Origin of the sequence: Bacillus paralicheniformis, from assembly GCF_002993925.1 — a bacterium.
Taxonomy (GTDB): Bacteria; Bacillota; Bacilli; order Bacillales; family Bacillaceae; genus Bacillus; species Bacillus paralicheniformis.
This window is the reverse complement of record NZ_CP023665.1, coordinates 2479799-2494728: the sequence shown is the minus strand read 5'-3', so window position 1 is coordinate 2494728 and position 14930 is coordinate 2479799. Positions and strand designations below refer to the sequence as shown.

The 14930-nt window shown below is 44.0% G+C and carries 14 protein-coding genes and 1 riboswitch; of the genes, 12 read left to right on the top strand and 2 right to left on the bottom strand.

Annotated features, from left to right (window positions below; all coding sequences use genetic code 11):
• The first annotated feature begins 114 nt into the window (after positions 1-114).
• From CP943_RS12725 to CP943_RS12690, 8 genes are all read left to right on the top strand, one after another.
• Positions 115-816, top strand: a complete 702-nt coding sequence (locus CP943_RS12725) for a response regulator transcription factor (protein WP_023857481.1) — start codon at positions 115-117, stop codon at positions 814-816.
• A 3-nt stretch (positions 817-819) separates the two neighbouring features.
• Entirely contained in the window at positions 820-2271 is a 1452-nt protein-coding gene (locus CP943_RS12720; protein ID WP_105981051.1) for a HAMP domain-containing sensor histidine kinase, read from the top strand.
• Positions 2268-3401 (top strand): WD40 repeat domain-containing protein, encoded by a 1134-nt coding sequence (locus CP943_RS12715; protein WP_031305183.1) that lies wholly within the window; start codon positions 2268-2270, stop codon positions 3399-3401. Before CP943_RS12720 ends, CP943_RS12715 begins: the two co-directional genes overlap by 4 nt.
• Before the next feature lie 314 nt (positions 3402-3715).
• A complete protein-coding gene (locus tag CP943_RS12710) occupies positions 3716-4546 on the top strand; it encodes a polysaccharide deacetylase family protein (RefSeq protein ID WP_095291563.1) in 831 nt (276 codons plus the stop codon).
• A 34-nt stretch (positions 4547-4580) separates the two neighbouring features.
• Positions 4581-5495, top strand: a complete 915-nt coding sequence (locus tag CP943_RS12705; RefSeq protein WP_043054360.1) for an LCP family glycopolymer transferase — start codon at positions 4581-4583, stop codon at positions 5493-5495.
• Positions 5496-5767: 272 nt separating this feature from the next.
• Positions 5768-6352 (top strand): RNA polymerase sigma factor SigX, encoded by a 585-nt coding sequence (gene sigX / locus CP943_RS12700; protein ID WP_023857476.1) that lies wholly within the window; start codon positions 5768-5770, stop codon positions 6350-6352.
• A complete protein-coding gene (locus CP943_RS12695) occupies positions 6288-7394 on the top strand; it encodes a GerMN domain-containing protein (protein WP_105981050.1) in 1107 nt (368 codons plus the stop codon). The genes sigX and CP943_RS12695 overlap by 65 nt, the downstream gene beginning before the upstream one ends.
• A 123-nt stretch (positions 7395-7517) precedes the next feature.
• Positions 7518-8342: a M23 family metallopeptidase gene (locus CP943_RS12690; protein ID WP_035338504.1), complete on the top strand. Its 825-nt coding sequence runs from the start codon at positions 7518-7520 to the stop codon at positions 8340-8342.
• A 48-nt stretch (positions 8343-8390) separates the two neighbouring features.
• On the opposite strand, the gene serA is transcribed toward CP943_RS12690, so the two are convergent.
• Complete coding sequence (gene serA / locus CP943_RS12685; RefSeq protein ID WP_023857473.1) at positions 8391-9968, bottom strand: phosphoglycerate dehydrogenase; 1578 nt, start codon at positions 9966-9968, stop codon at positions 8391-8393.
• A gap of 253 nt (positions 9969-10221) precedes the next feature.
• A riboswitch (FMN riboswitch) is annotated at positions 10222-10355 on the top strand.
• Between the two features lie 155 nt (positions 10356-10510).
• Between serA and CP943_RS12680 the strand changes: the two genes are divergently transcribed.
• Complete coding sequence (locus tag CP943_RS12680) at positions 10511-11092, top strand: ECF transporter S component (RefSeq protein ID WP_035338506.1); 582 nt, start codon at positions 10511-10513, stop codon at positions 11090-11092.
• A 139-nt stretch (positions 11093-11231) separates the two neighbouring features.
• Here the strand turns inward: CP943_RS12680 and CP943_RS12675 are convergent, their stop codons facing one another.
• Entirely contained in the window at positions 11232-11480 is a 249-nt protein-coding gene (locus CP943_RS12675) for a ferredoxin (protein ID WP_003183064.1), read from the bottom strand.
• A 263-nt stretch (positions 11481-11743) separates the two neighbouring features.
• On the opposite strand from CP943_RS12675, the gene CP943_RS12670 reads away from it, so the two are divergent.
• The 3 genes from CP943_RS12670 to CP943_RS12660 are packed head-to-tail and all read left to right on the top strand — an operon-like array spanning position 11744 to position 14929.
• The gene (locus tag CP943_RS12670) at positions 11744-12802 is read left to right on the top strand and encodes a YpbB family protein (protein ID WP_105981049.1); all 1059 of its coding nucleotides are present in this window, start codon (positions 11744-11746) and stop codon (positions 12800-12802) included.
• Complete coding sequence (locus CP943_RS12665) at positions 12795-14291, top strand: RecQ family ATP-dependent DNA helicase (protein ID WP_105981048.1); 1497 nt, start codon at positions 12795-12797, stop codon at positions 14289-14291. The genes CP943_RS12670 and CP943_RS12665 overlap by 8 nt, the downstream gene beginning before the upstream one ends.
• Complete coding sequence (locus CP943_RS12660) at positions 14285-14929, top strand: CPBP family intramembrane glutamic endopeptidase (protein ID WP_020451986.1); 645 nt, start codon at positions 14285-14287, stop codon at positions 14927-14929. The genes CP943_RS12665 and CP943_RS12660 overlap by 7 nt, the downstream gene beginning before the upstream one ends.
• The last annotated feature ends 1 nt before the right edge of the window (position 14930 follow it).

Genomic DNA, 14930 nt, shown 5'->3' with positions numbered 1-14930 from the left:
CGTCAAAGGAAGAGTTTGGTTTGGATTTATGTATAATCTCTATAGAAGGATGCGAGAAACAAAAGAGGTTTCTAGACAAAAATAAGCTTGAAACAGGGAATGAGTGATGACTTTATGGATAAAACCAAAATACTGATTATAGAAGATGATGAAGCAATTGCTGATTTGCTTGCTTACGGGCTGACGTCCGAAGGTTTTGAAACGTGCACGGTCAATAACGGCTCTTCAGGCATGAGGAAATTAGATCAATTCAAACCTGATCTTCTGCTGCTCGATTGGATGCTGCCTGACTGCAGCGGATTGGATATTTGCAAAACAGTGACTGAAAGCTATAATATTCCGATACTGATGATCACCGCAAAATCAGATGTCACGGATAAAATACTCGGGTTGGAATTCGGGGCCGATGACTATATTACAAAGCCGTTTGATCTGCGCGAAGTTGTCGCGAGAATCCGCACGATCCTTCGGCGTCTGGAACAAGCCTATCATGTGAACGAACGGGAAACGGAAAAAGAGGATGAGATCCGGTTTAAAAATATTGTGATCATCCCGGGTGAAAGACTGGTGAAAAAAGACGGGGCAGCCGTCGAATTGACTCCTAAAGAATATGATCTGCTGATGACTTTGGTTGATCATCGGGGAAAAGTTTTTACGCGTTCAGAGCTTTTAGAATTCATTTGGGGATACGATTTTTTCGGTGACACCCGTACAGTTGATACCCATATTCAAAGACTCCGCAAAAAGCTCGATGCAAGCGACTTGATTAAAACGGTGTTCGGTATCGGATATAAATTCGAGAAGCAGGAGGAGTAGAGAGTGTTACGGACCATCAAGGGCAAGTTTATTGTTGGCTTTTTTCTGATTTTTTCTCTCTCTTTCCTTGTGCTCAATCATACGGTTAAGAACGTGATTTGGTCGAGTAATGAAAAAATTGTAACATCGGATTTAGTCGAACTGAAAAAAAACAGTACCGTCTATGTAAACCAGGCATTTTTAATCAATCATTATAAAAACAATGAACTTTATTTCGGTGATATGGCCGATGAAATGGTAGATAATTTGAATCACTCCACAGGAAGCAATGTCGGTGTTTATACCGTGAATGGCGCATTGTTGTCTGCTTCTGATCAGAAGGCGTTTTCCCGTGGAAGTAATGAAGATCTTAAACAGGCGATCAAAGGAAAGACTGCCTATCATATCACCTATAATCGCAATAAAGCAGAAGTGTTTTTTTCATATCCGGTTGTCGTTGAAGGTACAAAGGTAGGCATATTGCGTTTTTCGAAAAATTTTGACCTGCTGTATAAGCAAAGCGGAGAGGTTCTGGATATTGTTTTTTACATCGCGCTTGCCATATTTTTGGCGGCGTTCCTTTTCTCCTATATCCTGTCCAGACATATCACGATTCCGCTCGTCAAGCTGACCGATGCCACCTCGCAAGTCAAGAAGGGCAAGCTGGATATGGATATTCACTTTAATAGGAAAGATGAAATCGGCCAGCTTGCCGTCAACTTTAACGATATGATCAGCAGAATTCGAGAACAAATTTTAACCATTGAAAGGGATCGTGACCGTTTAAAGGAACTGAACGAACAAGAAAAACGATTTTTTGACAATATGACGCATGAGCTGAAAACACCTCTGACTTCCATCCAAGGATATGCAGAGATCATAAAAGATAAAGGGGAATCGGATCGGGCGTTTTTTGATAAAGGAATGAACCACATTGTTGAAGAAAGCAGGCGCCTGCATCATTTGGTGATCAAGCTTCTTGAAGTATCCCGGGAACCTGCCAAGGGCGCTCAATTTGACAGGGTCGAGGCAGGGGAAATTTTAAAAGATGTTTGCGAATCGATGAAGTTTCGGGCAGAACGGTATAAGAAAAGGATTACCTGTGACATTGAAGATGGCCTGTACGTTCACGGTCAGGTGAGCAGGCTGCGCCAGCTTTTTATCAATCTGCTGGACAACGCCATCAAATACAGCTTATCTCATTCGGAAATCTTCATTAAGGCCGAAATCGTTGGAGAAAACATTCTTTTTACATTCAAGAATCCAAGTGCTCCATTGGAAAATGACCAACACTCCAAAATGTTCCAGCCTTTTTATTCAGTCAATCAGAAGATTAAGGAAGAGGGAAGTGTAGGTTTGGGATTAAGCATTGTGAAAACAATTGTTGACGAACACGGAGGAACAATCGAGATGTACTACAAGGAAAACCAAACAGTGATTCATGTTGAATTAGCTTACGCAAAGGTTGAGAAATGATGAAAAACAAACCGTTTATCATTTGGGCAGGAGTGCTGTTGTTTCTGGCCATTATCGTGTCCAGTTATAATGTCGGAAAAAGATCTGAAACGATTATCATCCCAAGCGGGGAAGACAATCATGTCGATGACCAGAAAACCCGCCCTTTTCAAGTCAATACGATTTATCGCCTTCCAAAAGCAGGGCAGCTGCTTGGGTGGTCTTCACCGGATTCCGTTGTCGGTTTTTTCAAGGGAGATGGGACATCCGAACGTACAGCGCGCAGTCTTCAGCGCCTTTCCTCCCCCTATGAAAAAGCTGAAATCGTAAAAGGCATTGAAAGCAACATGTCCAACCTGAAAATGTCTCCAGACGGAAAGCGTATCGCCGGAGTCACTTTGTCATTAAGTAAGACATCAATGCAGCTGTTTTCGCCGGCGAACGGAAAAAACACAGAAATCGCCAGCATCTCCGCCAGCAATGAGGTCTATGTCCAAGATGTTTCATGGTCAAATAATAGCAGATACGTTTGTTATCTCGTTTTAGATGTTGGGCAGGGGAATCAGACAAGCCTTCGTGTTTATGATACGGATTCCGGAACGCTCAAAACGTATACATTGAATGATTTTGCGGAGAAAGATTCGCTTACGGGAGTTAACATCTCTGATAATGGACGAGATTTTTTGCTTACCGTGTTGCAGCGTTCCGACGAGTACGGAATCAGAATAGGAACGATTGACGGCAACCGCATTAAAATCCAGGACAAGCGTCTGGACAGCCGCGGCGGACCGGTTTGGTTAAACAATGATCAATTTGTATTCCTGGACACAGGGGAAACCCTGTACGAATATGATCGCAGAAACGGCGAGCTTTCTGCTCTGCTCGAAAAAGTAACTGTTTTTAAATTCTCAAACGACTTAAAGAAAATCGCTTACTCTTTGAAGGATGAAGACAATATCTATGCAGGCAAGCTTCAAGGGAAAAATATCCTCTATGAAGAACCGATATACCACGGCACCATCCCTTCGGAAATATATTGGAGCCCGGACGGCAACAGCCTGCTCGTTAGCGCACAATACCAGTATCCTTCTATGGAGAGTGCATCGGCGCGATTTTTAGAAGAACAAGCTTATATCATCACATTTAAATAACCGATCGTTTTATACTTTAATATCAGGCAAAAAAACCTTATTTCAGTTAAATACCGAAATAAGGTTTTTCTTTTTATCCATTCCTTTCTCACTATCCCCTTCAAGGTAATAAGTCTTATTATTTACTGATTAACATCCCTCAAAAAATGATGTTTTTCCTCTTTTTGTGACATTTTGTTTACAAGTTGGCCGAACTTCTGCGATATCTTCCCTTTATATTTAAAGAGCATCCTTCTTATAGAACGTTGTCTTGTATGTGACGAGATTAAAAGAAACCTAGTGATTGATAATTACAGCTTAAGGAGTTGGAAAAAGTGTTAAATTCACCAAAAGAAGATCGTAAATTGAGCGCACTAGGAAAATTAGTGCTGGGTATGTTGATTGTACTGGGGGTGACTTTGTTATGCATTTCGTGGAATGCACTCGCTGGTCCAAAGCAGGAACCGCTAAAAGAAAATTCCTCCGCTTCAGCACCTGTGACGGGAGGCAAACATAAAGCAGAGAAAAAAGAAAATAAGCAAACAGCGCCGGAAATCGGAAAGGTCGTCTATTTGTCATTTGACGACGGGCCGAATCCTGCGGCTTCAGATAAGATCTTAAGTTTGCTCGATAAGTATCATGCAAAAGCTACTTTTTTCATGTTAAAACCGAATATCGAACAAAATCCCGATATTGTGAGAAAAATGGTTGAAAGCGGCCACTCTGTCGGCTCTCACGGAGTGACGCACCAAGTATCGAAAATCTATAAATCTCCTGAAAGCTTTGCAGCAGAAATGAACGATACGTTGAAAACGATCAAAGAAACGACCAACGTTGACACACATTTGATCAGATCGCCTTACGGATCAAAGCCTTATATTACCGGTCCATTTCAAGAAGTCATTAAGCGCGACCACTTTAATCTTTGGGACTGGACTGTTGATTCAGAGGACTGGAAATCTGCAAATACAAACGGTCAATTCGTCAATAATGTGATTCAGCAAGTCAATAACCTTTCCGGTGTTGAGCCGCTTGTCGTATTAATGCATGAAAAACCGACAACTGCGGCCCATTTGGAGAAACTATTGAAATACTTTCAGGAAAACGGATATGAAATGAAGCCTATTCATGATTCGATAAAACCGGTTCATTTCAGATGGAATTAAAAAATATGACCTGGATCAACAAGGAAGGGATACTATGGTGAAAATGAGAAAAAGAAAACTAAAGATGAAAAATGTGATATTGTTCGCCCTCGCGCTAGTGATAACGATTGGCAGTGTGGTTTCATACGGGATTTACCGTACCGTCGCAAAATCAATAAATGGAATGTACGAGCCTCTTCACAGGGATGCCGAGCAGAAGGATACTGCTCCGCACCATCCTATATCCATTCTCTTATTAGGGATAGATGAGCGCCCTGGTGATAAAGGACGACCGGATTCTATGATTGTGATGACGATTAACCCGGAGACAAAGAAAACGACAATGACAAGTATTCCGCGTGATACAAGGGTGTTTATCAAATCGAAGAATAAATTTTCGAAAATGAATTCGGCCTACACCTATGGCGGAATTGAAGGGACCGTTGAAACTGTAGAACAATTTTTGAACATTCCCATCAATTATTATATTAAAATCAATATGGATGGGTTTAAAGATATTGTCGATGCAATTGGCGGCATTACGGTGGATAATCGGATTGATTTCACCCTTGAAGGCGTGCATCTGTCAAAAGGAAAGCAGCATCTTAATGGCAAAACTGCTTTGACATATGCTAGGATGAGAAAAGACGATCCCCGCGGTGATTTTGGACGTCAAGAGCGTCAGCGTGAGATCATCAATGAAATCATTCATGAAGGTGCCCAATTAAAATCATTAACAAACTATCAAGGAATTTTGACAGCATTAGAAAAAAACATCAAAACAAACTTAACACTGGACAAGATGATCGATATTCAACATTCTTATAAAGAAGCTGCCAAGGATATTAAACAGATAGAAATTGAGGGTGAAGATAAAAAAGTTGACGGCTTATGGTATCACCTGGTGACTGACGAAAAGAGAAAGGAGATTTCCAAAAAGCTTCGCCAACAATTGGACTTAAAGTCATAAACGGATGAAAATCAGTCCATTTCAAAGGATCCGCCTTAAGGAACGTTCCGATTATGAGTATACGGACGCAGCTTAGTGAGAAAGCGGAAGTTCCTGTAAGTTTGGCACCTGTTCATTTAGAACGGGTGCTTTTATGCTTGTTAAGTTAAAATTAAGCTTAACTTTAGTTAAACCCCCTTTCCATTTTCATATGTTCGTAATATAGTTGTAATAGTTGTAATGTAACCTTTTAAGATTGACAAACGACAATAAATTGAACGGAGGGGTTTCAGGTGGAAGAAACCTTTCAGAAAATATATGATCAGTATCATCAGGATTTATTTCAGTTTTTATTTTATATGGTAAAAGACAAAAACCAGGCAGAAGACTTAGTTCAGGAAGTATACATCCGCGTCCTGCATTCTTATGAAACATTTGAAGGCAGAAGCAGCGAAAAAACCTGGCTTCTTTCGATTGCGCGGCACGTTGCGATCGACTGGTTCAGAAAGCAGCAGACGATCCGCCAGCGGATTTTGGGGACGTTTGACTGGGAGAAGCAAGATGTAAAAGACCGCAAGCCTCTGCCTGAGGACATCGTGATGCAGAATGAAAACCTGAAGGAAATTTTCGAGGCCCTTGACAGGTGTACGCTTGATCAAAGATCCGTTATCGTATTGCGGTTTATCCAAGGGTATTCGATCAGTGAAACGGCAAAAGCCTTAAATTTTTCCGAAAGCAAGGTGAAAACCACTCAGCACCGCGGTCTGAAAGTGCTTCGTAAACAGATGGAGCTTTTGAAGGAGGATCCAAAGAATGAAGAAGTCAGAATGGAACGAAGAACGGCTGAAGGCGTTACTAAGCCAACTTCCAACGGTTAAGGATAATCGTTCGGCAAATCAGATCTATCAAAAGCTGATTTTCGCACCAAAGCGTAAATCACCGAAAAAACGGGTCGGCGCATTTGCTGCTACAGTTTTGGTTCTCTTTCTTCTGATGCTGATCACTCCTCAATTAATCGAACAGATCAGATCTCAAAACAGCGCCGACGCCAACATTTCATCTGACGGAAAATTGGTGCAGACGGAGGCTGATGCTGCCAAGTCTGAACCTGCAAATACGTTTGTCGTCTCCCAGAATCAAAAAGACGACTATATCACCTTCGCTTTCCTTGACAAGTCCAAGTCTGTCGTTGTCCCGATAAGTCTTGAGAAAAGCATAAGCATGACGAATCTTGAAGATGCACTTCACGCATACAGCCGGCTTAAAGTGGACCAATTTACATCATTTGATACATCTTATCTTGATCAGGTGAAGTTCAAAGAACAGAAAAACGGTAAAAAACTGACGATTCAAGTAAATGAAAAAATACCGGAGCTTTCAGTGGAAGATTTCGAACGGCTGAAAAATGTGATCAACGAAACCTTTAAATGGGGTTCATATGATTCTGTTTTGTTTATTTCCGATGATGAATCTGGCGTTGAATTTGAATCATTCGGAATGCTCGCTGATATGGCGATTATGCATCAGACGCAAAAAGGCTACTATTTATATGAAAGCTCTGACGGACGCCGGTTCCTTGCACCTTCAAGCGAATCTTACGAAACGGTGCAGGAAGCGATAAAGATGATGAAAGTTAAAGAAAGCGGCACTAATTTACAACCCATTCTATCCGATGATACAAAGATTGAAGATATTCAAAAGAATGGAAAAGAACTGATCATTCAATTTTCTTCCTCCGCGAATATTGAAAATAAACCTGAAGACGTTTTGATGGTTGAAGGCCTTCTATTGACCGCCAAAGATTTCGGGTTCACAAAAGTGAAATTTAAAAATGCATCCACAACCAAGGTCGGCGCCTATGACTTGTCGAAATCTGTACAGGTTCCTTACGCACCGAATCCGATAACGATAGAAAGCTAAAAGACTCCCCGCGCGGAGTCTTTTTTTGATGTATAAAATGTATTGATTTGGAAGTATACTAAGCTGTCTCCGAATAGGGGGAATTTTACCGCAGATGCTTGTAATAGGAGGATATGGAAACCCTTGAAGATACTCAGACATCAAAACTTCCTGTTCGCGATCGCATGGCTTTCGGGGCTTGCGTTTCTCGTCACTACGCCGGGAGCGGCAGCTTCAGAGTGGATTGAACCGATTAAAGGGGAGATCACAGATCAATTCGGGACGAGAGACGGAAAACATAAGGGGCTTGACATTGCCGCTCCTGAAGGGGAAGCTGTAGCGGCAGCCGCAGACGGAACGGTAAGCAAATCGTATCAATCGGACTCCTACGGCCACGTGATATTTATCAAACATGACAACGGATATGAAACCGTTTATGCCCACTTAAGCAAACGCCTGAAAAAGGAAAAAGAACGGGTGAAAAAAGGCGAGCAAATCGGAATCATCGGCAATACGGGAATATCGACCGGAACCCACCTGCATTTTGAAATGCATCACGGTTCATGGACTGAAGATAAAAGATATGCAATCAATCCGCTGACGGTGCTTCGTGAAGAAGCGTTCCAGCAAAATTCGGTCCACGTTCATCAAAACACCGGGACAATGAGCGGTGCCGTAACTGTTCAAAAAGGGGACACGCTCTGGAAAATCAGCAAGGATAGCGGTATATCTATCGAGGAGATCATGAGAATAAACGGGTTGAAACATTCGAAGCTTAAGGCCGGCCAAACACTCCGCCTTCATGACGATGAACCGAAGACCGGCACATATGTGGTGCAGAAAGGGGATACGCTTCATCATATCGCCGAAAAAATGGGCGTTACTGTCCGGCACCTCAAAGAATGGAACGATTTGAAAGGCGAACAGATTTATCCCCGCCAGCTGCTAGAGATCAGGGAGAGTTCCTAAAAAAAACGGAACCCGAAAGGAATTTCTTTCAGGTTCCGGGGCTTTTTATTAAGGAAGGTCGATGACTTTAACAGACACGATATCCGGGATGTTTTTCAGCTCATTTAAAATATCGTCCTCAAGGTGGCGGTCAAATGAAAGCATCATGATCGCTTCTCCGCCTTTTTCTTTTCGGCCCACCTGCATAGTGGCGATGTTGATGTCATGGTCTCCTAAAATTCGTCCGACATGGCCGATAGCCCCCGGTTTATCCTGGTGGTGAATATACACAAGGTGTCCAGCCGGATAAAAATCGATATCAAAGCCGTTTAAGGCAACGATGCGACCGCCGAAGTGCGGAATGTACGTCGCTCTTAAAGAGAATGTCGTCACATCTCCGGTGACAGTCACAGAAATGCAGTTTTCATAGCCTGACTCATTGGAAGAAATTTTTTCGCTGAAGCTGATGCCGCGCTCTTTCGCGACAGTGCCGGCATTCACTTCGTTGACGGTAGCCGCGACCCTCGGCTTCAGGAATCCGGCCAAAAGGCTTTTCGTAATAAATGACGTTTCAAGCTTGGCGATAGAGCCTTCATATTGAATGGCTACATCTTGAACAGGCTCATTCATACACTGAGACACAAGGTTTCCGATCGTATTGGCAAACTGATGATAAGGCTGGATTTTTTCGAATGAATCCTTTGTCATGGCCGGAAGGTTGATCGCGGACATCACAGGATTTCCTTGCGCATATTGAAGGACTTCTTCGGAAACTTGTGCAGCGACATTCAGCTGAGCTTCTTTCGTTGAAGCGCCCAAGTGAGGAGTCGCGACCACAAGCGGATGATCGATCAGTTTTGAATCGACCGGAGGCTCGACTTCAAACACATCGAGGGCAGCGCCTGCGACATGTCCGCTTTCCAAAGCTTCCAAAAGCGCCGCTTCATCGATGATCCCGCCTCTTGCACAGTTCACGAGACGAACGCCTTTTTTCGTCTTTGCGATGGTTTCTTTGTTCAAAAGTCCCTTCGTTTCTTTTGTGAGTGGGGTATGAACTGTAATAATGTCAGCGCATGCCAGAACTTCTTCAAAGCTGTTCGCGTTAACGCCGAGCTTGCTTGCCCTTTCTTGCGTCAGGAACGGGTCAAATACATGAACGGTCATGCCGAACGCTTTTGCGCGGCTCGCGATTTCGCTTCCAATGCGGCCCATTCCGATGATGCCGAGTGTTTTTCCGTAAAGCTCTGAACCGACGTAAGCCGAACGATTCCACTCCCTGGATTTAACGGAGATGTTTGCCTGCGGAATATGTCTCATTAACGCTGAAAACATTGCAAAAGTATGTTCAGCAGTTGAAATTGTATTTCCGTTTGGCGCATTTACGACGATGACACCGTGCTTTGTCGCCTCGTCAATATCGATATTGTCGACGCCGACACCTGCTCTGGCAACGATTTTTAGCGAAGTCATCTTTTTAAACAATTCTTCGGTCACCTTCGTGGCGCTCCGCACCAAGAGAGCGTCAAACGTATGAAGCTCGTCTTCCGCTTCCGCAACATTCTTTTCTACAATTTCAATAAAATCTGCTTCCATTAATGGTTTGAGGCCGTCGCTGGACATTTTATCTGAGACCAATACTCGAAACATGTAAGATTTCCTCCTAAATAAGCGTCATAAATATCTGATAATTTACCATATTCCATAAAGGGTGTCAATGAGTTTCGCGCGGAAAGACGAAAATTAAAAATGAAATAACTGTGAATGTGCGGTTTTTAGTGTGTGGAAAAAGTGAGTTTGCCGAAATATCCTGAAGGACGCCCCAAAACAGCTCAATAAGCTTTGAATCTGTACATTTTTTCACAATTCATTTATAATAATATCAGTATCAAAAATAAATAAGATCAATCTTCGGGGCAGGGTGAAATTCCCTACCGGCGGTGATGAGCAAGCGCTCTAAGCCCGCGAGCCTCTTTAGGGGCAGGATTCGGTGCGATTCCGAAGCCGACAGTATAGTCTGGATGGGAGAAGATGGAGGTTCCGTGCGTTTTGAAATGATATTTTCAAACGTTTATTTGACCTGTCTGTAAAACAGCCCCGCTTTTTCAATAAAGCGGGTTTTTTGTTTAGGGCAGGGGGAAAGAACCATTCCTCTTTTCGTGAGATGTGATCGAAAAGGAGAGAGTGACAAAATGAAACACAACAAGGTGAGACGTCTCGTCTCAATCAGCATGCTGAGCAGCATCGCATTTATTTTAATGATGCTGAGTTTTCCGATCTTGGGGGCATTCCCGTATTTGAAAATCGATTTTAGTGATATCCCGGCACTGCTCGCTGTTATTTTGTATGGTCCGGGAGCCGGAATTGCTGTTGAAGCGATCAAAAACGTGCTGAATTACTTTATTGCCGGAAGCGCCTCAGGCGTTCCGATTGATCAGGCGGCTAACTTCATTGCCGGAACATTGTTTATCCTGCCGGCGGCTGTGCTGCTTAAAAAATCAAGTTCTGCCAAAGGGTTTGTCACAGCTCTTTTCGCAGGGACGCTTGTGATGGCCGTTTCGATGAGCATTTTAAATTATCTATTATTTCTGCCTGCCTACACTTGGTTTTTAAATGCTCCAGTGCTATCGGGAGAAGCGCTCAAAACCACAGTTTTGGCCGGAATCCTGCCATTTAATTTCATCAAAGGCATCGCTGTGGCTCTCGTGTCCACGCCGATTTTCCTTTCGTTGAAGCCGCGGCTGAAGGAAAACGTCCGCATGGCCGCCAAATAAATAGACATGAAAAATGCCCGGCACAGTGCCGGGCATTTTCAGCTGCAGAAGGAGCCGGCTTCTTTTTGCTTGTTGGCGAAGCAGTGCTTATCTGGATAAAAAAACATCCGGCACTTTGTGCACCGGATGTTTTTTTGCTTTATTCGTGTTTAAGCGGGTCGCCTTCGAACGGCTCATCCGCAACTTTGATCGAATCTGTAGGACAGCCTTCAAATGCGTCCATCATGTCTTCTTCCAAGACGTCAGGGACTTCGACGACACCCTGATTGTCGTCAAGGGTGACAAACGCGATTCCCTCATCGTCGTAATCATAAATATCAGGAGCCGCAGCACCACAAGCTCCGCATGCGATGCACGTATCTTTGTCTACAATTGTATATTTTGGCATGAATAAAAAACCTCCCAGATTGTTCTTCGTTGGAACAAATGGTTTAACCCTCTATCTATCCGATATGAAACCTATTCCCATTCCTTATTGTAATGGTGTTAATCTTACATTTCAACTCAAAAATATTGAGAATGCTTATCACACAAGGGTTCTACTGCTAACATACCCCTTTTATATGAGTTTAAACGTCGATTTCTCCGCAAAATCTGTTAAAATAAAAAGAAGAAAAGATCGAATGTTGCCGGAAGATTGTAGGTGATGATATGCCGGTTCATTTTTTTGACGCCATTGTGCTCGACATTCTGTCATCCATGAAGGGTGAGCGTTCTTCAAGCGCGGTCTATCATTTATTAAAAGGAAAAAGGTCGTCACAGACGATACAGGACGCCGGTTTATTTGCCGTTTCAAAATACTTTGGCTTTTGTTCGGCTCTATCCAGAGAGCAGGTGACAGTCAGCGTTCAACAATTGAAACAGGAGTCTTTGGTCAGAGAAAAAGCGGAAAGCGGCGCTTACATCGTCACCGAAAAAGGAGAAGCGGAACTTGCCGGCTTTTTTGCCCTTTACCCGTGGCCCCGCCATTTTCACGGCGGCTATTATCAGGCGGCAGCCAAAATCATGTGGGCAAGGATGTCGCTTTTGATTCAGGTGCTCTCCAACAAACTTTACCGCGAACGCGTGTATTTACCGATCGTAAAAGATTATCAGATTCAGAACTGGATTAAACAATATTTAAGAAGCCGGAATGCCGCTGAAACAGCAGCCCAGTTTCACCATGAGCTGAAAGAGAAGCTGTCTGTTTTGAACGATGATGAACAGGCCGCTATTTTTGTCCACTCCCTGACTTCCGGGGCAAAAGCGGGCTATACATTTAGACAGCTTTCCGAAAAAATGGACCTTGATGAGTGGTACATATATGCACTGTTTTGGGATGTTCTGCATTATTTTATTCAATCCGCCCAAAATGGTGAAAGTCCGCTTTTTCAAACGCTCATTCAGGACATTCCTTTGAATGATGGCTTGACACAATCGACGAGAAAAACGCTTTTTCTTATAAAAGAAGGGCATACAATAGACCGGATCGCAGACATTCGAAAGCTGAAAGCGGCGACGATCGAGGATCACATTGTGGAAATTGCCATTCATGATCCGTCTTTTTCCATCGATCAGTACGTGTCGAAAGAGGAGCAGAAAATCATTGCCGATTATGCGAAAGCGAACCAAACCAATAAAATCAGACAAATTAAAGAGGGGCTCGGCGGCCGATACAGCTATTTTAAAATCCGCCTGGCCTTGTCGAAAACGGTGATCAGGAATGGATAAACTTCATCAGGCGCTCCGCCGGTACTTTGGTTATCATACTTTTAAAAACGGCCAGGAAAAGATCATCAAAAGCGTGCTGGAGGGGCGGGACACGGTGGCGATGCTTCCGACAGGAGGCGGGAAATCGCTGTGCTACCAGCTTCCCGGATTGTTGAAAGACGGAACCGTCCTGATCGTCTCACCGCTTTTGTCTTTAATGGAAGACCAGGTGCAGCAATTAAAAATGCGCGGAGAGAAGCGGGCCGCGGCCTTGAACAGCGCTTTGACACACCAGGAAAAAAATGACGTATTAAGTCGGCTTCACAGCCTCAAATATCTGTATATTTCACCAGAAGCCCTCCAATCCGGCCAAGTGCTAAAAAAGCTTCAATTGCTCAATGTCAGCCTTTTTGTCGTTGATGAAGCTCACTGCATTTCAGAATGGGGGCATGATTTCAGGCCTGATTATTCGAAGCTTGGAGACATCAAGGCGCTCCTCGGTCATCCCGTCACCCTGGCGCTTACAGCGACGGCAACCGAAGCGACATTGAAGGACATTTCCAATATGCTGGGGCTTAAAGGCGCCAATTATTTGATCCATTCCGTTGATCGCCCGAACATTGCGCTTCATATTGAAAAGTTGCGGGATACCGCTGAGAAGACGGAGCGACTGACAGGGCTGGTTCAAAAGCTGCAAGGTCCCGGTCTTGTCTATTGCCCGACAAGAAAATGGGCTGAAGAACTGGCTGACAAGCTTCGTGATGAGACAAAATTGAGAACGGGATTTTATCATGGCGGGATGGAGGCAAGCGACAGGATGCTGATTCAGCAGCAGTTCATTCGCAACCAGCTTGATGTAGTCTGCTGCACGAACGCCTTCGGTATGGGAGTTGACAAGCCTGATGTCAGATATGTGATCCATTTCAGCCTCCCGCAGACGACAGAGGCGTATCTGCAGGAAATCGGACGTGCGGGCAGGGATGGAAAGCAGAGCGTCAGCATTTTGCTGAAAGCTCCGGGAGACGAGGAAATCCAGGAGCAGCTCATTCAAATGGAAGCACTCTCTCAAAGTGATATCGGCTTTTTATACGAAAAGCTTGCCGGAGTGAAAGATGAGCGAAACCGGCGGGAAGTTCTACAGCAGGCCGGTTTATCGGAAACGCAAGCCCGCCATTTTCTACATCTTTATCAGAAGGTGCATCACCTTGGCGACGACGGCCGGGCGGTCATTCAGAGGGAGATGGACAGCCGCAGGGAGCTCAAGTTGAAAAAAGCGGCTGGGTTCGCCGCCGTCACCGAAAGCGAAGGGTGTTTCAGGGAAAGCTTGCTCGCTTATTTTAATGAACAAAAAGAACCGCTGGAAACGGATGACACAGCGTGCTGTACATCCTGCGGTTTAAGTCTTGAAGCATACGAAGCCAAAGGAGACCGTCCGTCTATGAACAAATTGACAGCGTGGGAAGAAGAATTAGATGCCATATTTGCCGCCAGCTGTGATCGTGTATGCTGAAAAAGCAGTCGGAAATCATACGTCGCCTGTCAGACAGGGAAATGCTGAAACAGCTCTATTTTTCCCAGATGCTGATGCTTTTTACCGCATTATTGATGGGCATCTTTTTATTTGATGATGCAGACGATTTTTTGTCGCTTTGGAATCCATCGGACTTGAGCATCTTGAAATACGGGGCGCCGCTCGCGGCTCTCGTGATTATCGCCGACCTGATGGTGATGAAATGGGCTCCGAAGCATATGTATGACGATGAAGGGATAAATGAAAAGCTTTTTCGTGAACGCTCGTACCCGCATATCGTGATTCTTACCCTTTTCATTGCATTTGCAGAGGAAATATTGTTCAGAGGCGTTATTCAGACGCATTTCGGTCTCTGGGCAGCGAGCATTATTTTCGCGATTTTGCATTTTCGTTATTTGAAAAAATGGCTGCTGTTTGTAATGGTTGTGTCCATCAGCTTTTTGCTCGGATTGAGCTTTGAATGGACAGGGAATTTATTCGTTCCTGTGACGGCACACTTTTTGATCGATGTTGTATTTGCGTGCCAGATTCGTTTTCAACACGTAAGGAGGAGTTCGCATGACGGAGATGTCAAGGATAGAGAGGAAGAAGAAGGAGCAGGAGAAGACCCGTGCTGAA